The sequence below is a fragment of the Vibrio sp. DNB22_10_4 genome (genome assembly GCF_052879755.1).
This window is the reverse complement of the sequence record NZ_JBNNXW010000001.1, coordinates 122,776-142,895: the sequence shown is the minus strand read 5'-3', so window position 1 is coordinate 142,895 and position 20,120 is coordinate 122,776. Positions and strand designations below refer to the sequence as shown.

18 protein-coding genes are annotated in these 20,120 nt (G+C 46.5%); 11 read left to right on the top strand and 7 right to left on the bottom strand.

The window, feature by feature from the left end; all coding sequences use genetic code 11:
- The first annotated feature begins 450 nt into the window (after positions 1–450).
- From putA to putP, 3 genes are all read left to right on the top strand, one after another.
- Positions 451–3,588, top strand: coding sequence for a bifunctional proline dehydrogenase/L-glutamate gamma-semialdehyde dehydrogenase PutA (putA, locus tag ACVA6Q_RS00555; RefSeq protein ID WP_446646094.1), 3,138 nt, complete (start codon positions 451–453; stop codon positions 3,586–3,588).
- A gap of 12 nt (positions 3,589–3,600) precedes the next feature.
- Complete coding sequence (locus ACVA6Q_RS00550) at positions 3,601–4,290, top strand: 1-pyrroline-5-carboxylate dehydrogenase (RefSeq protein ID WP_353500069.1); 690 nt, start codon at positions 3,601–3,603, stop codon at positions 4,288–4,290.
- A 91-nt stretch (positions 4,291–4,381) separates the two neighbouring features.
- Positions 4,382–5,875 (top strand): sodium/proline symporter PutP, encoded by a 1,494-nt coding sequence (putP, locus tag ACVA6Q_RS00545; protein ID WP_446646093.1) that lies wholly within the window; start codon positions 4,382–4,384, stop codon positions 5,873–5,875.
- 193 nt (positions 5,876–6,068) lie between these two features.
- On the opposite strand, the gene ACVA6Q_RS00540 is transcribed toward putP, so the two are convergent.
- The 3 genes from ACVA6Q_RS00540 to ulaR all read right to left on the bottom strand — a co-directional run bounded on the left by ACVA6Q_RS00540 (position 6,069) and on the right by ulaR (position 9,621).
- Entirely contained in the window at positions 6,069–7,289 is a 1,221-nt protein-coding gene (locus ACVA6Q_RS00540; protein ID WP_446646092.1) for an MFS transporter, read from the bottom strand.
- 386 nt (positions 7,290–7,675) lie between these two features.
- The gene (gene ulaG, locus ACVA6Q_RS00535; protein ID WP_446646091.1) at positions 7,676–8,743 is read right to left on the bottom strand and encodes an L-ascorbate 6-phosphate lactonase; all 1,068 of its coding nucleotides are present in this window, start codon (positions 8,741–8,743) and stop codon (positions 7,676–7,678) included.
- A gap of 122 nt (positions 8,744–8,865) precedes the next feature.
- On the bottom strand, positions 8,866–9,621 hold the full coding sequence (gene ulaR, locus ACVA6Q_RS00530) for an HTH-type transcriptional regulator UlaR (RefSeq protein WP_446646090.1): 756 nt from the start codon (positions 9,619–9,621) through the stop codon (positions 8,866–8,868).
- A gap of 331 nt (positions 9,622–9,952) precedes the next feature.
- Between ulaR and ACVA6Q_RS00525 the strand changes: the two genes are divergently transcribed.
- From ACVA6Q_RS00525 to ACVA6Q_RS00500, 6 genes are all read left to right on the top strand, one after another.
- A complete protein-coding gene (locus tag ACVA6Q_RS00525) occupies positions 9,953–11,755 on the top strand; it encodes a PTS ascorbate-specific subunit IIBC (RefSeq protein ID WP_446646089.1) in 1,803 nt (600 codons plus the stop codon).
- Between the two features lie 74 nt (positions 11,756–11,829).
- Positions 11,830–12,297: a PTS sugar transporter subunit IIA gene (locus ACVA6Q_RS00520; protein ID WP_446646088.1), complete on the top strand. Its 468-nt coding sequence runs from the start codon at positions 11,830–11,832 to the stop codon at positions 12,295–12,297.
- 15 nt (positions 12,298–12,312) lie between these two features.
- On the top strand, positions 12,313–13,005 hold the full coding sequence (locus ACVA6Q_RS00515; RefSeq protein WP_446647147.1) for an L-ribulose-5-phosphate 4-epimerase: 693 nt from the start codon (positions 12,313–12,315) through the stop codon (positions 13,003–13,005).
- A gap of 21 nt (positions 13,006–13,026) precedes the next feature.
- Positions 13,027–13,848 carry a pyridoxal phosphatase gene (locus tag ACVA6Q_RS00510; RefSeq protein WP_446646087.1) on the top strand — a complete coding sequence of 274 codons (822 nt, stop codon included), beginning with the start codon at positions 13,027–13,029 and terminating at the stop codon, positions 13,846–13,848.
- 4 nt (positions 13,849–13,852) lie between these two features.
- Positions 13,853–14,500 carry a 3-keto-L-gulonate-6-phosphate decarboxylase UlaD gene (locus ACVA6Q_RS00505; protein ID WP_353500084.1) on the top strand — a complete coding sequence of 216 codons (648 nt, stop codon included), beginning with the start codon at positions 13,853–13,855 and terminating at the stop codon, positions 14,498–14,500.
- A gap of 2 nt (positions 14,501–14,502) precedes the next feature.
- Positions 14,503–15,384, top strand: a complete 882-nt coding sequence (locus ACVA6Q_RS00500; protein WP_446646086.1) for an L-ribulose-5-phosphate 3-epimerase — start codon at positions 14,503–14,505, stop codon at positions 15,382–15,384.
- Positions 15,385–15,578: 194 nt separating this feature from the next.
- Here the strand turns inward: ACVA6Q_RS00500 and ACVA6Q_RS00495 are convergent, their stop codons facing one another.
- On the bottom strand, positions 15,579–15,788 hold the full coding sequence (locus ACVA6Q_RS00495; RefSeq protein WP_353500086.1) for a hypothetical protein: 210 nt from the start codon (positions 15,786–15,788) through the stop codon (positions 15,579–15,581).
- Positions 15,789–16,156: 368 nt separating this feature from the next.
- On the opposite strand from ACVA6Q_RS00495, the gene ACVA6Q_RS00490 reads away from it, so the two are divergent.
- A complete protein-coding gene (locus ACVA6Q_RS00490; RefSeq protein WP_446646085.1) occupies positions 16,157–16,285 on the top strand; it encodes a hypothetical protein in 129 nt (42 codons plus the stop codon).
- 21 nt (positions 16,286–16,306) lie between these two features.
- Here ACVA6Q_RS00490 and ACVA6Q_RS00485 read toward each other — a convergent pair whose 3' ends face one another.
- Positions 16,307–16,846, bottom strand: a complete 540-nt coding sequence (locus tag ACVA6Q_RS00485; protein WP_446646084.1) for a helix-turn-helix domain-containing protein — start codon at positions 16,844–16,846, stop codon at positions 16,307–16,309.
- Between the two features lie 96 nt (positions 16,847–16,942).
- Here ACVA6Q_RS00485 and ACVA6Q_RS00480 point away from each other — a divergent pair, with 96 nt between their 5' ends.
- Positions 16,943–18,115, top strand: a complete 1,173-nt coding sequence (locus tag ACVA6Q_RS00480; RefSeq protein ID WP_446646083.1) for a benzoate/H(+) symporter BenE family transporter — start codon at positions 16,943–16,945, stop codon at positions 18,113–18,115.
- A gap of 57 nt (positions 18,116–18,172) precedes the next feature.
- On the opposite strand, the gene gatY is transcribed toward ACVA6Q_RS00480, so the two are convergent.
- On the bottom strand, positions 18,173–19,030 hold the full coding sequence (gene gatY / locus ACVA6Q_RS00475) for a tagatose-bisphosphate aldolase subunit GatY (RefSeq protein ID WP_353500089.1): 858 nt from the start codon (positions 19,028–19,030) through the stop codon (positions 18,173–18,175).
- Positions 19,023–20,084 (bottom strand): alcohol dehydrogenase catalytic domain-containing protein, encoded by a 1,062-nt coding sequence (locus ACVA6Q_RS00470; protein ID WP_446646082.1) that lies wholly within the window; start codon positions 20,082–20,084, stop codon positions 19,023–19,025. Before ACVA6Q_RS00470 ends, gatY begins: the two co-directional genes overlap by 8 nt.
- Positions 20,085–20,120 lie beyond the last annotated feature (36 nt).

Genomic DNA, 20,120 nt, shown 5'->3' with positions numbered 1-20,120 from the left:
AGACTTCGTCTTCGCCGGCATTCAGTCCTGTTTTGTCATTAAGAGAGCGATAGATGCCCCACTTGGGACGTACAAAGATGTCGGTACTGTTGTTACTGCCAGAGCGCCAAAGCTCGATATTATGCTTATAAATTAGCAGAAATAGAGCACTATTGGAGGGGTAATTGTAATACAAAAGTCAAAAGAAACTTCGCTGAAGTATTCAAGGAACCGTAATGTGATAAGTTGCGCCCAACATGTGCTACAACATTAAATGTTAAATTGGTTACATTATGTAACTGTGCGTCTTGTGGTTTTAGATGTGACCATGTATTAATTTTGTTAATAAGCGTAGAAAACAGCAAAAAGCTCGGAGTTTTTGACAAGTAATTCTCAAGCACTCAAAATACACTGCCTGCCATTGTAGTAGTTCAGTCGATTTTTCGGCTGAGTAGAGATTGAGGAACACACATGTTTACAGCAACAGATGTGCTAAAAACGGAGTTTGTCGAGCAGCCGCTTGCGAAGCTCTGGTCACTGATCTCTCCACTCTATATGGTGGATGAGTCTCAATGGTTGAAACAGCTTTTACCTTTGGCAACACCGCAAGGTGACGAAGCCCAGCAGATCCCACAGAACACCACTCAGCTCATTGAAGCCATTCGTGCTGACAAAAATGCTATTCAGATGATCGATGCCTTGCTGCTTGAGTACAGCTTAGATACTCAAGAAGGCATTTTGCTGATGTGTCTTGCGGAAGCCTTGATGCGTATCCCTGATTCTGCGACGGCAGATGCGCTTATCCGCGACAAGCTCAGCGTGGCTGACTGGAAGTCACACCTTAAGAATTCTGACTCTGTGTTTGTGAATGCCTCAACTTGGGGCTTGATGTTGACGGGTAAAGTGGTGGGTCTGCCAGATTCGCAATCTCAAAGCCCAGCCAAAGCGGTTAACCGCTTGGTGAACAAATTCTCTGAACCAGTGATTCGCAAAGCCATGTATCAGGCAATGAAGGTCATGGGGCATCAGTTTGTATTAGGCCGCAGCATTGGCGAAGCTCAAAAGAACGGTAAGAAAATGCGTGACCGTGGCTTTACCTATTCGTTTGATATGTTGGGTGAAGCAGCGCTAACCAAAGCTGATGGCGATAAGTACTTCAAAGATTACCTAATGGCAATTGAGGCGGTTGGTAGTGATAAATATGGTTTAGATACCAGTCCCGCTCCATCTGTTTCCATTAAGCTTTCTGCACTGCACCCCCGTTATGAAGTGGCGAACGAAGAACGCGTACTGACTGAGTTATGCGAGACGCTGACTCAGCTACTGACTCGCGCTCGTGAACTCGATGTTGCTATTACCATTGATGCGGAAGAAGCAGACCGTCTTGAGCTTTCTCTCAAGCTATTTGAAAAGGTTTACCGCAGCGATGTCGCTAAAGGTTGGGGTAAATTTGGCCTGGTTATTCAGGCATACTCAAAACGTGCACTGCCTGTGCTGGTTTGGGTCAATGCACTGGCGAAACAGCAGGGCGATTTGATTCCACTTCGTCTTGTGAAAGGCGCGTATTGGGATAGCGAGATCAAGTGGTCTCAGCAAGCGGGTTACGTAAACTACCCTGTCTATACCCGTAAAGAAGCGACTGACGTGGCATACCTAGCCTGTGCTCGCTTCCTACTGAGTGACAATGTACGTGGAAACATCTTCCCGCAGTTTGCGAGCCACAATGCGCACACGGTGACTGCGATTGCGACTATGGCGCAGCACACCGATTACGAATTCCAACGCCTGCATGGTATGGGTGATTCCCTGTATGACCATGTGATGGATACCTATAAGCAACCGGTTCGAATCTATGCACCGGTGGGTAGCCACAAAGATCTGTTGCCATATTTGGTACGCCGACTGCTAGAAAACGGTGCGAATAGCAGCTTTGTACATCGTCTGGTGGATGCTCGCTGCCCTGTTGAGAGCCTGACGGTTCACCCTGTCGATGCACTCAACGCCAACGACACCCTGCATAACGACAATATTGAACTGCCACCGTCTATCTTTAGCGATCGTAAAAACTCGATTGGTGTTAACGTTGATATCGAGAGCGAAGTGAAAGAGTACGAACACAAAGTGGACGTATTCCGTAGCAAGCAGTGGCAGGGTGCGCCAATCATCAATGGACAGTCCCAATACGAAAGCATGATCAAGGCAGGCGCTGCGATAGATACGATTACTGCACCTTATGATCGTCGAATCGTCGTTGGTCAGGTCGCTATGGCGAACCTTGATCATGTTTCCGAAGCTATCAAGGTTGCTGAGGAAGGATTCGCATCTTGGTCAACGCTTCCTTATGCCGAACGTAGTCAGTGCTTACTAAACCTGGCAGACAAGCTAGAAGATAACCTGCATGAGCTGGTGGCAATTTGTCATCAAGAGGCTGGAAAAACTATTCACGATAGTATTGATGAAGTGCGCGAAGCGGTCGATTTCTGTCGTTACTACGCCAAGCAGCCACACATCTTCAAGACACAATCGGTACTCGGTTTCGATGGTCAATCTAAATCGATGACTCGCGGTGGGCGCGGTGTGTTTGTCTGTATTAGCCCATGGAACTTCCCGCTGGCTATTTTCCTAGGTCAAGTGAGCGCAGCTTTGGTTGCCGGTAATACCGTGGTTGCTAAACCTGCAGAACAAACGTCTCTTATCGCTGTACGGGCGGTTGAGCTGATGCTTGAAGCTGGCTTCCCTGCAAGCGCAATTCAGCTCATTACTGGTCGCGGCGCGGATGTGGGTCATGCTCTAACTTCTCACAGCGCGATTGCTGGTGTTGCCTTTACCGGCTCGACACCAACTGCGCAGCGCATCAATAGCACCTTGGCTGCACGCCAAGTGGCACCCGTGCCATTTATCGCAGAAACCGGCGGTCAGAACGCGATGATAGTGGATTCTACCGCGCTCCCAGAGCAAGTGGTGCGTGACGTGGTTCGCTCAGCGTTTGCGTCGGCGGGTCAGCGCTGTAGTGCTCTGCGCGTATTGTACATTCAAGAAGATATCGCCGAGCGCGTGATTAATCTGATTCAAGGTGCAATGGATGAGCTAAAAGTTGGCTTGCCATACCTGCATTCGACCGATGTTGGCCCTGTGATTGATGCCAACGCGAAGCAAAAGCTTCTTGCTCATATTGAAGCTATGACTAAACAAGGCAAGAAAGTGGCCCAGCTATCTCTTGATGATGAATGTGCTGAGGGCGATTTTGTACCGCCATGTGCGTTTGAAATCTCTGATATCTCGGTACTGACTGAAGAGCACTTTGGTCCAATTTTGCACATAGTGCGCTTTAAAGCGTCTGAACTGCCGAAAGTTGTCGACAGTATTAATGCGACAGGCTTTGGCCTAACTCTTGGCGTACATAGCCGCAATGAGTCCACTTACGAATGGATTGAGAAACACGTTCGTGTTGGTAACTGCTACATCAACCGTGACCAAGTCGGTGCCGTAGTCGGTGTTCAACCGTTTGGTGGACAAGGGCTGTCGGGCACAGGTCCAAAAGCAGGTGGTCCTCACTATCTGTATCGTTTTACTGATGTCGTTAACGGCACCGCTTCCATTTCAAAGTAAGGAGAAAGAGTCATGGTTAATAACGCAACAATTTTCTCTGATGTTTTGAGTGCATGGGAGAGCTGGAATATCACCGATTTTGCTGAGCAACGTGAGTGCTTACTTTCTGTTCAGCGCAACATGGCAGAGCTAAATGCGACGCTGGCAAGCGTGATGGCGTTTCACGTTCAACAAGCCAATATCCTGCTGGCTAACCCGCATGTGATGCCAGGGCCAACAGGCGAAACCAATGAGCTTTACGCGGCAGGTCGTGGTGTGGCCTTGGTCGTGCTTGAGAGCATCGAAGCGCAAGCAAAAATAGCGGCGGTTGCTCAGATAACAGCAGCGCTGATTGCTGGCAATGGCGTCATTGTTTGCTCTGGTAATGAGAAGTTTAATCAAATTTTAATTTCGGCAGTCGAGCGTTCTCAATTGCCGTCTAACCTAGTCCAGATTGTCGCTTTAGAAGAAGCCACTACCTTCATCGACTTCGATGTTCGTGTCGTCGGTCTTGTAGGCTCTGAAGAAACACAATGGCAGGTTAACCATCAACTGGCTAATCGCGATGGAGCGATAGGTCTTTTGGTATCTGAAACGGATCTGGCGTCACTTCCAACGTCGCACGATCCGAATCTAGTGTTGAGGTTCATAACGGAAAGAACAAGAACCATCAACATCACAGCAGTGGGGGGCAACGCTACCTTGCTTGAACTTGGTAGCTAGTGGCTAAGGTCTTCGGACCCGCTCCACGTCGCCCTACCAGCCTCCAGCACTAAGCATGTTGGAGGCTGAATTCTAGGATGAGGAAATAATAATGATTCAAAATAGCTTCGCTATTACGACAACTTTTATCGCTTACTTGGCGATGATGCTTGCTATCGGCGTGATCGCTTATAAGCGCACGGCGAGTTCAAGCGACTACTTTCTTGGTGGACGCTCTTTAGGCCCTTGGCCTGCTGCGCTATCTGCTGGTGCATCAGACATGAGTGGATGGCTGCTACTTGGTTTGCCGGGCTACGCCTATGCAGCGGGTATTGAGGCATTTTGGTTAGCGGGTGGCCTATTGGTGGGTACTTGGCTTAACTGGCTTATCTGCGCGAAACGACTACGTACTTACAGTATTACGACTGACGCTCTGACTCTTCCTGAATACCTATCTCGTCGTTTTAACGACAACTCTAAGGTTATTCAGGTTGTATCTGCGTTCTTCATTTTGCTTTTCTTCCTTTTCTATACCAGTTCTGGTCTAGTGGCAGGCGGTAAACTGTTTGAAACGGTATTTGGTTTGGACTACACCATCGCGGTTATCATCGGTACTGTGTGTGTTGTGTCTTACACGCTATTTGGTGGCTTCCTTGCGGTATCTTGGACTGACTTAGTTCAAGGCCTACTAATGGCAGCAGCGCTAATGATTGTACCGGTGATCGGTATGCAAGGTGGTCTTGGTCAGCTAACGGCAGACCTTAGAGCGATTAACCCTGAACTGCTGACACTTTGGAATGACGCGAAAGGTCAGCCTTTGTCTGCAGTTGCCATCATTTCATTGGTCGCATGGGGCTTAGGTTACTTTGGCCAGCCACACATTTTGGCGCGTTTTAAAGCATCACGTAGCAACAAAGATCTCACGACGGCGCGCCGCATTGCGGTCATTTGGTCTGGCCTTTCTATGATTGGTGCGTTGCTAGTGGGCGTGGTTGGTCTTGTATACATCACTAATACCGGCGGTGACGTTCTAGCAGATGGTGAGAAGATCTTCATGCTGCTTGTGAACGCGCTATTCCATCCTGTGATTGCGGGTATCTTGCTTGCGGCAATTTTAGCAGCAATCATGAGTACGGCGGATTCACAGCTATTGGTGTCATCTTCAGCATTGGCAGAAGATTTCTACAAGCAAGTCATCAACAAAGATGCGACTTCTGAGCAAGTTGTGATGGTTGGTCGTGTTGGCGTTGTTTTGCTATCTGTTATCGCGCTGGTGCTTGCCATGACGCCAGACAGTTCGGTGCTTGGTCTAGTCTCTTACGCTTGGGCAGGCTTTGGTGCGGCGTTTGGTCCTGCAATCCTACTTAGCCTTTACTGGGCAGGTATGAACCGTAATGGTGCTATCGCAGGTATCATCGTTGGTGGTGTGACTATCGTTGTATGGAAACAGCTTTCTGGCGGTATCTTTGATATCTATGAAATCGTCCCTGGTTTCATTCTGTCTTGGATTTCTATCATGGTCGTGAGCTCAATGACGGGCGGCCCTGATAAAGCGGTTCAGGCGCAACATGCGACGTTTGAGAAGAACTTGGTTGAGTTAGACTAAGTTAGATAAAACCTCGATGGTACTAAAAAGCCCCAATTTTTGGGGCTTTTTTGCGATTGGCTAATGAGTTAACGCATTATCTAACCGCCTTGCAGAGCTAAGTTAGCGAGGTTTGGAACTGCTCTGGTGGTGCTGTAGATATTGCCTTTTGATATGGCTATGTAGGACAAAATCGGATAGTCGTCAGTGCCCGCTACACCAGTTGAGGATTGGGTTCTCGTGTGGCTTGATGATGCACATGTAGCCTGTAGACCATAATAATTGATATGACACCGATGAGTGCAAAGCCCCAAATCGCCCACAGTACGTAGTCATAACCACCCATTTGCCAGATCAAAGATCCAATGTAAGGTGACGTCGCAAAAGCTAGCAGATACGGCACCGCGAGTGCACCAGCGATAGCGCCAAAATTGAGGTCGCCCATCACTTCTCTAGTAACGAGTGGTTTGACGATACTCAACACTCCATATGCAGACCCCTGGAGCAGAACGAACACAAATACTAAATAGGTCACACTGGATGATGCGATTAAGCACAACGTGGCGGTGGTGACAGACACAAAACACAGAACCGTAATTTTCATCACTGACCAGTGTCTGTCAACGAGCGTCCATGCGACTCGTCCGGCAACCTGCATCGGGCCGATTAAGGAAATCACAAGCACTGCTAGGCTATCTGGCAGTGTCCGCTCACTCATTAATGGGAGTCGGTGATTTATTACCACACCATGGTTTAGAGCTAACATCGAAAATCCGCATGCGAGCAGCCAAAACAACGGAGATGTCAGAAAATGAGTGGCACTCTCTATTTTGTCTGTAGAAGTAGGAGAGGTGCTTGCTACACTGCTCGCTAAGTAGTCTCTCACCACAGCTCGCGACCCAAAAAACATCAGAGGAACAGCAACGATAATGATGCATATTGAGAATATCTGCAGTGTTGACTCGATCCCAAAATGTTCGTGAAGATAATGCACCGAGGGGAAGCAAATGGTGCTGGCAAAACCTGCCATCAAAGTAATCAAGGTAATGGATCGTTTGGCGCCCGCCTTCATGCAATGAACCAAAAATGCAAAACATGGTTCATACAAGCAACCAGCCATGGCGAGCCCCATGATTGACCACAGAACATAGAATGAAAAGAGAGTGTCAGTGATACTAATGAGGTAGAGAAGAACGCCTCCTGCAGTCGCAGAGAGTGTCATCATCAGTGAGCCGTAACCTTGGTCGATAATGCGTCCGGCAAAGGGAGCCACGATAGCGGATACTCCAACGGCAAGCGTTAAAGCCAACGTTATGTCGGATCTTGACCAGTCTTGTGCAGACTCCCAGTGTAGCAAGGTTGCAGGGAATACATAATACAAGCAACACCACAATATCGTTTGCCCAAGCGCTAATAACCAAACTGCCTTTTTCATATCTCTACAATTCCAGATTTGTCGAATTGAAATGATAAGTCTAGTACATGACAGAAATAAGATGGCGGTTATAGAAATGGTTAAAGATGTTTTACTTCGATAGAGTGATGATTAAAACCAATACTTCTCGCAACCTTTAGTAAGGCTAGTTGGGTTTTGAACGCTCTTGGTTTTTGCGTTCGAGCAGTTTCTAGAAAGCTATTAATGCCCCATTTATGGCTTTTGACCATAAGGTAGTATTCATCCCTGTTGGGTGAAAGAACGGCAACAGCACACTCTAGGTCTCCCGATTGAAAGTGGTGCCTTAATTCCCTTAGCAACATAAGACCTCTTTAAAGTGATTAAAAAAGGGAGCGAACTTGCTCCCTTTAGGATGAGATTAAGGATTAGAGGAAAGCGCGATACGGCAGCTCTGGGTCATTCTTAAAGATGTCTGCAAAGCCACGGAAGTGTTGATAGTGCATACGTCCTTTGTCTGTTGGGTAAGTGTATTTACCACCAACTTGCCAGAAGAACGGTGCGAAGCCATATTGAAGGCGCTCTTTCTTCATGTTCCACAACATTTCAATTTCGCGTGGGTCGTTTTGGAAGTTCGCCCAAATATCGTGGTGGAATGGCACAACGACTTCACAATTTAGTGATTCAGCTGCACGAAGAATGTCCGAAGAAGTCATTTTATCTGTGACGCCTCGTGGGTTTTCGCCGTATGACAGCAACGCTACATCGATTTTATGGTCGCTACCATGTTTTGCGTAGTAGTTAGAGTAGTGAGAATCACCAGAGTGGTAAACCGAGCCGCCCGTTGTTTCTACGAGATAGTTAACTGCGCGGTCATCCATTCCATCGAGAATCTCTTTGTCTAAAGATGATGTGCCTTCTGGTAAGGTAACTAGAGCGGTACGGTCAAATGCATCTAGCACCTTGATGTTGACATCTTTGATTTGAATTTCATCACCGACTTTTGCAATAACGCAGCGATTTGCTGGTACACCCCATTTCATCCATAGGTCAACGCACGCTTTTGGCCCGATGAATTTCACGTGTTCACCGCAGTTCTGAAGAACCGCCGCGGCGACATTGATATCAATATGGTCACCATGGTCGTGCGATGCCATAACCGCGTCAATTTCTTTGATTGCAAATGGGTCGAGAGGGAAGATCGCGGTGCGCAGATTAGGCTGAAGTGCTTCCACGCCACCCATACGCATCATCTGGTGTTGGTTTTTCATTTTTTGAACCGCTTGGGTCTTTTTACCAGTACCACACCAGAAGTCCATCGATAGGTTTGCTCCACCTTCTGACTTTAGCCAGATGCCAGTACAGCCTAACCACCACATTGAGAAAGTGTTCGGTGCAACAACGGTTTGCTCAATCTCTTCATTTAGCCAAGTGCCCCACTCAGGGAATGTGTTTAGGATCCAAGACTCGCGAGTGATTTCGTTTACATTGCTCATGTTAATACCTTTTATTTCACAAATTTGATTAATTTTGGATGTAGGGAGCCTAGCGCCTTAATTTTGACTAAGGCACTGAGCTGAAATTTATAATTGTTCGAGGGCGAGAAAGCCCGTTCGAATTAAACCAAGATGACTTGTGTCCCTTGAGCTTCAATTCGTTTTACGACATCGGGGTCGGCGTCTTTGCCCGTAATGACGATGTCGATTTGTTTGGTGTTGCAAAATAGCATGCCTGTACGCTGGCCAACTTTAGAGCTATCCACAACAACAACCAGCTTATCGATTTGTTCCAACATCTGTTGCTCAGCAACAGCGGTCAACATATCCGCTTTATATAAGCCCGCATCGGTCAGCCCTTTGCCAGAGGTAAACATCCAGTTTCCAGCATAGCCACCCAGTGAATTAGGTGTTGGATTAAGGAAGATGTTTTGCGCTTTGTTGTATTGACCACCAATGATGATCACATCGTTATGGTCTTCATTGATTAGATAGCTAGCTAGTGGAAAGTAGTTGGTGACAATTTGAACATCATCACCACACAGCTGTTGTCCGAGTAGAAACGCGGTAGAACCACAGTTAATGACCACAGTGTCACCTGTTTTACAAAGCGATGCTGCAGCGTGTGCTATTTGCGCTTTCTCTTCATAAAAATCAGTACTGTTGATATTAAGTGGTGACCACTTTCTCTTCTGATTTTCAATTTTTTCTGCACCGTTTCGTACTTTTCTAAGCTTACCAAGCTCGTCTAATTTAGCGATGTCCCGCCGAGCAGTCGCCGGGGAAACACTAAAATTATCAATAATATGAGAGACATTTATTGTCTGCATTTCTTCGAGTAACGATAGGATACCGTTGTGTCTTTGTACTTCATTCATACTTATCACTTCATTAGTTTCTGTGACAACTTCTTGATTACTTATGAGTCTAATAATCACGGCTGTGATTGTCAAATAGTCTTAAATCAAAAACATGACAGCTATCACCTTATTTTTTAAGTAATTGATTTATATGTTATTTTTGTTTGTTGGTGTGATCCATTACACAATTACCCATATTACAATGATGGATAATTGATATAAATCAAACTAATCACAAGTGAGCATTGAATGACTACTTTTGATTGTTAAAGTTAGTCCCGTGAGCAAAATAACAAATCACTGAATCCTACAAATCACTAAAATTACAAATTACATTAAGGGTAAAGATATGGAGTTCCTATACGACATCTTCTATATTTTTTACAGTCAGGTTATGACCAAAGCACCACTGCTGCTTGGTATCGTGACTTGCCTCGGTTACATCCTCCTCAAACGTGACGCGACAACCGTGATCGCTGGATCAATTAAAACCATCGTCGGTTTTATGATTGTTCAAGTGGGCGCAGGCACTCTGGTTGCTGGCTTTAAGCCTGTGATTGAAAAAATGAGTGAAATTCATGGGTTAACTGGTTCGGTTATTGACCCATATACCTCTATGATGGCCACCATGGAAACCATGGGAGACAATTACTCCTGGGTTGGGTATGCCGTACTAATGGCCTTGGGTATCAATATTCTATTGGTAGCCTTTAGACGAATCACAGGCATACGTACCATCATGCTTACGGGACATATCATGTTCCAACAAGCTGGCCTTATCGCTGTATTCTATTTTGTGCTTGGCGCGAGCATGTGGGAAACCATCATTTACTCGGCGATATTAATGGCGCTTTACTGGGGTATTTCCTCAAACATCATGTTCAAGCCAACGCAGGAAGTGACGGGTGGCGCAGGTTTCTCTATTGGTCACCAGCAGCAGTTTGCTTCTTGGATCGCGACAAAGGTAGCACCTAAGTTAGGTGATAAGAACGACAGCGTAGACCACATTAATCTGCCGAAGTGGCTTCACATCTTCCACGACAGTATCGCAGCGACAACCCTGGTAATGACGGCATTCTTCGGCATTATCCTACTTTCTTTTGGTCTCGATAATCTGCAAGACATGGCAGGTAAAACTCACTGGCTAATCTATATCTTTGAGACTGGACTGAAATTTGCGGTTGCGATTCAAGTTATCGTAACGGGTGTTCGTATGTTTGTGGCAGAGCTGTCAGAGGCATTCAACGGCATATCTCAACGCCTCATCCCAAATGCAGTATTGGCTATTGATTGTGCGGCTATCTACGCTTACTCACCAAACGCAATGGTATTTGGTTTCCTATGGGGCGCAGTCGGTCAATTCGTGGCAGTGCTCGCGATGTTGGCATTCGACGCACCTATCATGATTATTCCTGGCTTCATCCCAATGTTCTTCTCGAACGCAACGATTGGTGTATTCGCTAACCACTTTGGTGGCTGGAAAGCGGTGATGAAGATCTGTTTCGTCATGGGCCTTATCGAAGTTGTGGGCTCTGCCTGGGCAATTCATATCTTTGCTCAATCAGGCACTGAGTTTAACGGCTGGATGGGCATGGCTGACTGGGCGCTGGTATTCCCTCCAATTATGCAAGGTATCTCAACGTCTGGCATGTTCTTCTTTGTTGTTGTTGCACTAGCGGGTGTCTATATGTACTTCGCATCAAAGGCTCTGCGAGCTGAAGAAGATGGCGAAGCCTTACGTGCTGAGACTATGACAGCTATGACACCTGAAGGAGTTGAGGTTGAGGTAGAGGTTCCTGCGAAATCTTCAGCGTTGGCAGAAGCTCCTCAAGCGAGCAGTGCAAGTGAGCACAAACCGGTACGCGTTCTAGTTTGCTGCGGCTCTGGTCAAGGTTCTTCTATGATGTGCTCAAAGAAGATTAAAGAATTCCTTGATAAGAAAGGGGTGCCAGCCACGACATTCAACAGTGCGATCACGGACTACAAATCACATCTAGGGTCGTTTGACATTGTCGTCACTTCTGTCGCTTTAGCAGAGAAAATCAGCAACCTTCCGGAAGGTAAGCAACAGTTGGCGGTCAAAAATATGATCATGGTGAAAACCTTTGGTGACGAACTGATTTCTATCATCGAAAACCACTTCCATAAATAAAAATGAGCTCAGTAGCCTAGCTACTGAGCCGAATAATAAAACGCTAGTAACGAAACAAATAAGTGAGCAGAAATATGAACTTAAAAGAGTCTTTGATTAACAACAATTCAATCCAACTCAATGTGAAAGCGACCGACTGGCAGTCAGCAATAAAAATCGGTACTGACGCCTTAGTTAAAGCTGGTGTTGCAGAAGAGCGTTATTACGATGCGATCATCGAGGCGATTTCGACAGAGGGTCCTTACATCTGCATCCATGACGCGTTTGCACTGCCACATTGTCGTCCAGAAGATGGCGTTATCAAAACGGGCTTTGCGTTGACCGTTCTTGAGACACCTATCGTCTTTGATGGTGTTGACGAACCCGTTGATGTCCTTATTACTTTGGCTGGCAAAGACTCTGAAGAGCACATTGAAGGCACAATGCAGGTCGCAAATCTCATTGAATTTGATGAAGATTTTTCCAAGCTGCGCGCCTGTAAAACACCAGAAGATGTTGCAAACCTAATTGATATGGCGCTTTCCGAAGCAGAAGCGGCTTAAGGAGTCGATATGTCTATATATAGCCAGTTGAAACAGCGTGTTTTAGAAGCGAACTTGCAGCTCCCGAAGTACGGTTTAGTGACATTTACATGGGGTAATGTTTCTGAGTTTGACCGTGAAAATGGTGTGATAGCCATCAAGCCATCAGGCGTTGAATACAGCGACATGACGGCAGAAGACATGGTGGTTGTGGACATAGACGGTAATGTCGTTGAAGGGAATCTCAATCCATCAAGCGACACTGCGACACACCTTGAGCTGTATAAAGCGTTTCCAGAAATTGGTGGCATTGTCCACACGCACTCGCGTAGTGCGACGATCTGGGCGCAAGCTGGCATTGATATCCCAGCATTGGGAACGACTCATGCCGACTATTTTTATGGTGATATTCCTTGTACTCGCAAATTGTCCAACCGTGAAATCTCAGAGGAGTATGAGAAGAATACTGGGCTCGTAATCATCGAAGAGTTTGTTCAACGCCGCATTGAACCGATGGCAGTACCTAGTGTGATTGTTGCAGGACATGCTCCTTTTTCTTGGGGTAAAGATGCGAATGATGCGGTCCACAATGCGGTTGTTCTAGAGGAAGTTTCCGCTATGGCACTTGCGACACGTTCGCTCAATAGCGGCATTAAGATTCAGCCTGAGTTATCTGACAAACATTACCTTCGTAAGCACGGCGAAAATGCTTACTACGGTCAGCATTAATTGGCTTGCTAAGGAGAGGATATGTATCAAGTACTCGCGCTAGATCTAGACGGGACGGTGTTGACGGATGATCACACTATCCATCCCGAAGTGAAACAAGCGATACATGAGGCTAAACAACATTGTCATGTGATGATAGTCACTGGTAGGCACCATACAGCCGCTAGGCCTTACTACTACGAGCTTGGATTAGATACGCCAATCATTTGTTGTAATGGGACCTATGTCTATGACTACAAAACAGAAACGGTGCTGACTCACAATGCCATTGAGCACCAACATGCGCTCAAATTTATTGAGCTTGCTGATGAACACAAGCTCAAGATGGTGATGTACATCACCGATGCAATGACGTACTCCAACTATAACCCATTTGAGTACATGTTGGTGTTGGAAGAGTGGGCAGAGCAAGCTCCTGAGCGCCATCGCCCTAATATTTACCGAGTGGATTCGTTTACCGATACCGCGAGACAGACAGACTATGTGTGGAAGTTTGTCGTTGAGGGTGAGCAAGCTGCAGTCGATAGGTTAATGCAAACGCCATGGGTGACAGAGTACTTCAACGGTGAGCGCTCTTGGTCAAACCGGATCGATTTTGCTGCTAAGGGAAATAGCAAAGGGCGACGGTTGGCGGAGTATGTGAGTAGCTTAGGGTTTGTCCCGTCTCAAGTTATCGCTATTGGAGACAATCACAATGATATTTCAATGCTCCAGTATGCGGGGTTGGGTGTTGCGATGAAAAACGCAGATGACATCGTGAAGTCGAATGCTCAAGCCATATGTAAAACAGATAACAATCAAGATGGACTTGCCCATCTAATACGTGAACAAATTAAAGGATAAAACCATGACTAAACCAATGATTCAGATTGCGCTAGACCAAACTGACCTTACAACAGCAATCGAAGTGGCTAACAACGTTCAAAGCTATGTTGATGTCATTGAGGTTGGAACGATTCTAGCATTTGCTGAAGGGATGAAAGCAGTTTCTACGCTACGCAAAAACCACCCAGACCATATTCTAGTGTGTGACATGAAGACCACAGATGGCGGAGCAATCTTGGCTCGTATGGCATTTGAGGCTGGCGCTGATTGGATCACGGTATCGGCAGCGGCACATATCGCAACTATTGATGCATGTAAAAAAGTTGCAGACGAGTTCAACGGCGAAATTCAAATCGAGATCTATGGAAACTGGACTATGGAAGATGCGCAGGCATGGGTCGATCTCGGTATCACGCAAGCTATCTACCATCGCTCTCGAGATGCAGAACTGGCAGGTGTCGGCTGGACTGAAGAAGACCTAGTTAAGATGCGTGCTCTGTCTGAGCTTGGCATTGAGCTCTCAATCACTGGGGGTATTGTTCCTGAAGATTTGTACTTGTTCGAAGGCATCAAGGCAAAAACGTTCATTGCTGGTCGCGCCCTAGCTGGTGAGAAGGGACAAGAAACCGCTGAAGCACTGAAAGCGCAAATTAATCGTTATTGGAGCTAGGTATGTACCAAAATTTATTGCGTCATCGTGTTGGGTTGTACGAGAAGGCCTTGCCCAATAACCTTAGCTGGGAAGATAAGCTAAAAGCGACCAAAGAGCTAGGCTTTGATTTTCTAGAAATATCGGTTGATGAATCCGACGAAAAACGCAGCCGCCTGGATTGGAGTGATGAGGAAATATATGGGCTTCGCCATCTATGTGAAGCATATCAAGTGCCTCTACAGTCGATGTGCCTGAGCGCTCATCGTAAGTTTCCATTTGGCTCAGCGGATCCTCAAGTACGCGAACAAGCGGTGATGCATATGGAGAAAGCCATTGCACTCGCTTACAAGCTGGGAATTCGAACCATTCAACTGGCTGGTTATGACGTTTACTATGAGCCTGCGGACAATGCGACTCATCAGCGTTTTATAGAAGGCATGAAGCTATCTGCTCAGTTAGCGGAGCGAGCAGGTGTGATGTTGGCCGTTGAAATTATGGATACGGACTACCTAAATTCGTTGAGTAAATTTGAAGTATTAAGTCGAGAGATTAACTCGCCTTACTTCACCGCATACCCTGACGTTGGTAATATCTCGGGTTGGAACTATGACATCGTCACTGAACTTAAGTTAAGTAAACCGAGAATCACACAGATTCACTTAAAGGATACTTACCGAGTCACCCCGGAGTATAAGGGACAGTTCCGAGATCTCGTTATTGGCGAAGGCGAAGTGGATTTTAATGCGATATTTAAAACACTGAACCAAACGGAATGCGTAGTGCCATTAGTAATCGAAATGTGGGCTCATGATGAGAAGTGGAAAGACAACATTCTCAAAGCTCAGAGTAAATTGAATGAAGTGTGTCGTCAGACAGATATGATGCCTTTGTTTGAGCACTAACGAATAAAGCTAGAGGATTGCTTGTCAGGTCACTCGGGCTTAGCCATTACAACGGTTGGTGTCAGAACTAAGATGCTCCAGTTTTGACACCTAATCGGCAACCTTCTGAGCCCCCCAGATGAGTTGCATGTATTGCGGGAATGAAACCTAACCTAAAAGAAAAGATTCATTGCGCTACCAGCAAGGACTAGATGCTAGATTGCGATGGTAATGTGGTCTCGACCTACTTTTGCCATCTCCATCAGAACGTCAGTGTGGTACTTTTTCTTCACCGTCACTCGAGTGCCGATTTCACTCGCAATCTTGATGATTTCAAGTGCGTCATTAGGGTGTAGTGATGAATCTTTTGAAATCTCGATGTTTACCCCAAGTTTTACGAGTTCAATAGCGTCGGTTGAATGCATGATAGTTCTCTCAATTTATAATTTTCGATGACTATAGCATTATCATTTTATGCAACTCCACCAAGTTTCTGTGAAATCTCATGTTTCTCATCTCAAATTTGACTTTTATCAGTGTATTGAATCGTTGTTATTGAGTGATCGTCTCCGCGTCCTATTTTTGCCTTTTCGACATTGGATATACGAGATTCAACCGCAATAATTCCCAAAGGGTTTCTGTTGTCCGCCTATACTTTCAAAGCATTGGCTTGAAGGAGAAATATATGGACAGCGATGACGTTCAAAAAGTCAAAGATTTGCTTATAGCAACCAAGTATGGAGTGTCAGCATCTGAGATGCCCATCATTATTTAAGTGCCGCAGGAGAGAGGGTTGGCCATTATCAAACAGCTCATTGCCGACGGTGAGGATGTACAGGTGTTAGGCGAAGGGGAAAATCCAGAGGAGCTTGTGCTGTACGCTATAGGCAGCATTGATGACAGTATTGCTCAGTACGAGTAGGTAGCACTATGACTGCCTTTATTATCTAGGGTAACTCACGATATTGTGGAATATCGCCTCTTCTGATACCGCTTCATAGCCATGCGGTTGGTCACTGTAAAAACGCAAACTTTCACCGGCATTTAGTAAGTGCCACTCTTGGTCAAAGAATATCTGCACTTGGCCACTTATCACATGCACATGCTCAATAACGCCCACACTGTGTGGGCTAGACATTTGTTGATGATGCCCGGACAAAGTGATCTCAAAGACCTCAATGCCAGTGTCTTCCTGAAAAGGAAACAGGGGCTTTACCTTCATTCTGGAATCGTCAGGAAAAAGCCGTTCGGGAGTCTGCAAGCTCGGTTCATTGGCAAAAAAAGCCGAAAATGAGGTCTCAAGTCCGCTGGCGATCTTCCACAACGTCGCGATCGTCGGGCTCGATTCCTCTCGCTCTATTTGTCCAAGCATGGCTTTGGATACGCCTGTGAGCTTGGACGTTGCATCTAGGCTCAATTTCTTCTTCTTTCGCTCTGATTTTAGATGCTGGGCGATCTCAGACTTAAATTTGGAGTCTTGCATTTGGCTTTGTCCTGTTGTGCGTTATAGCGCACGGTGCTATCTTTATTTTGTGCGTTATTACGCACAGATGGAGTTACTATACAGAAAGGGATGACAATGAGCCAAAATATTTCCACGTTGCACCACATAACCGCGGGCTTTACTGCGGTGCTCGTCGGTTATACCAGTTCGGTGGTGATCATATTGCAAGCTGCAACATCAGCAGGCGCTTCGCCCGAGCAAATAGAGAGTTGGTTGCTCGCACTTGGTGTAACGATGGGAATAACGTCGATAGGTTTCTCATGGTTTTACAAAATACCGATTTTAACTGCGTGGTCGACGCCGGGTGCTGCGATATTGGTAAGCTCAGCCACGCAATATGACATGCCTGCTTTGATAGGCGCCTTTGTAGTTTCTGGTCTAATGATTGTTATTACTGGCCTCGTACCTCCCCTGTCTCGAGCGCTGCAACGTATTCCAACTCCTCTCGCTACCGCTATGCTCGGTGCAATTTTGTTACCATTCTGCGTTCGCGCATTTGAGCCAGCAATGACGACACCCTATGTTTTTGTATGGATGTTTCTCACTTTTATCGTGAGTAAGCGCTTTGTGCCCAAGCACACTATGCTGCTTTTGCTTGTCGTCGGTTGCGCTCTGGCGTTTTCTGCTGATGGTGGATCGATGTCAAACCCAGAGCTAGCCATTGCCCAAGCGAGTTGGGTGACGCCTACGTTTGATTGGTCAGCGATCCTAAATATTTCTATTCCGCTTTATATCGTGACCATGCTGTCTCAAAACCTGCCTGGCGTGGCGATGATGAAAAGCTACCAATATGAGACGCCAGTAAAATCGGTACTGATAGGGACGGGTATTGCCAACGTGCTATCCGCTCCTTTCGGTGGGTTTAGCGTCAATCTCGCTGCTATTTCCGCTGCGATTTGTATGAATGACGATGTCGATAGTGATAAGAACAAACGATACCGGGCAGTGATTTGGGCGGGTGTGTTTTATCTCGTTGCTGGGCTACTAGCATCGAGTGTTGTGTCGATATTTTTGGCGTTCCCGAAGGAAATAACCCATATGCTTGCCGGCTTTGCATTGCTCGGAACCCTGATGATGTGTTTGCAAAGTGCGTTTGATTCGCCAGACTACCGTGAGCCCGCTTTGTTAGTGCTGGTGGTCACGTTATCGGGCGTGACGATTTTGGGTATTAATGCGACCTTGTGGGGGCTTATTGCAGGTTGGTTGTATTCAGTTCTTCTTTGTAGCTCTGATAAAAAAGGCCACTAAGTGGCCTCTGATTATCAGGAGTAGCAGTGGGGGACTGCTGTACTCAAAATGTGCGAGCTAGAGTCTACCCTGGCTGCGGCACATAATGATTTTGTCTTCTACCACTTTCGCCATAGCAGCTTTTGGTAGCTCGTTATAAACACGAGGGTCGTTAACGCCTGGTTGTTCTTTAAGCACCACTTTTAGTGCATCTGAATAAGCAATTTTAAGCTCTGTCGCCACGTTCACTTTAGCAATGCCCAGGTCGATGCAGCGTTGTACATCACGGCTAGCAACACCTGACGCTCCATGAAGGACGAGAGGGATATCAATCAGAGAAGCAATCTTCTCTAGGCGCTCAAAATCGAGTTTTGGCTCTTCTTTGTACATACCGTGGGCGGTACCGATGGCAATGGCAAGCGAGTCGACATCGGTTTGCTCTACAAGCAGTTTGGCATCTTCAGGGTGTGTATATGGGTCATTGACCGACTCAACGATAAGATCGTCTTCTTGACCAACAAGCTGACCAATTTCCGCCTCAACAGAACAGCCATAAGCGTGACAAATTTGCACCGCTTCACGGGTTAGTGCGATGTTTTCTTGCAGTGGCAGTGCACTTCCATCAATCATGGCAGAGCGAATACCGAGTCTTACCTTTTCACGAATGTCGTTAAGATCATGGTGGTGGTCAAGGTGCACCACGACTTGCATGTTACGCTCTTTTGCTGCGGCATTCACCATGTGAAGAAGTTCGCGAGAGCCGCCGTAGCCGTAGGTGCCAGGTGTACCCGCAAGAATGACCGGAGATTCCAACGACTTCGCGGTATCTAAAATAACCTGCACGGTTTCTAGGTTGTGGAAGTTGAACGCTGGGATTGCATAGCCATCGCGTCGTGCTTGTCGTAACCAGTAATTGCTATTGATAATATTATTCATCTTCTTGACCCCAGCTAAGTAAAATTTTGCCTGACATTGGTTGTGTTGGTAGTTGTGAAACGCGAGTGATGTACATATCTGGCTCGTAGATACCATCGAGCAATACGTTGGTGTTAACCTTACCCTCAGAGAACAGTTGGCAAGCGATATCCCACTCTTCTCCCGGGTATGGGTAGGAGTAGTTCATCCAGCTACCGACAATCGATAGCTCCTTGCGAAGCACTGTTTCGTAGTCTTTGTAAGCAATATTGAAATCTTTATGGATGGTGCCAACCAGATAGATGCAAGCTCGAGGGCCAGCGATATTTAGGCTGAGCATAAAGGTTTCAGGTACACCCGCGAGCTCAATGATCATCTGATTCTGAGTTGATGAAGAGAGCTCAGTAAACTCAGCCATTTGTTCGCTATTGAGAGAGTTAACGGTACGGTCAGACCCTAATCGACGTGCTGTTTCGAGCTTGTCATCACAAATATCAATGGTGGTCACTGATGCTGCGCCTAACGCTTTTGCGACTTGCAGTGTGAGTAGGCCAATTGTGCCCGCACCAACAATGACAACATGCTTATCTTTACAGCCGCCTGCCATGACGATGGGATGAAGGCCGACGGTGATGGGCTCAAAAAATGCGCCTTCAACTAAGGAAACTGTGTTTGGAAGTTTGAAACAGCACTTTTGTGGGATAGCAACGTAATGTGCGTTACCGCCTTGACGGCGAGAGCCCACGAAAGAGTAGTGTTTGCAAAGGGAGTACAACCCTTTCTCACAGACATCACACTCTTGGCAAGGAACAAGTGGCGCACAGCAAACACTGTCCCCTTTTGTGTATTTTTCAACATCTTGGCCAACAGCAACGACTTTGCCTGAGAACTCATGGCCGAGCGTAATGGGGTAGAAGTGTGCGCCTTTGTCGAACACTCGAGGGACATCTGAGCCACAAAGGCCGGAGTAGTACACCTCGACCAACACTTCGTCTGCGCCTATTTCTGGCATGTCGTAGGCTGTCAGTTGGAGTACTTGGTTCTCCACGACTTCGACATGATGATTCATATTCATAGTTTTTACTCGCAACGACACCCACATCAAAAAGTG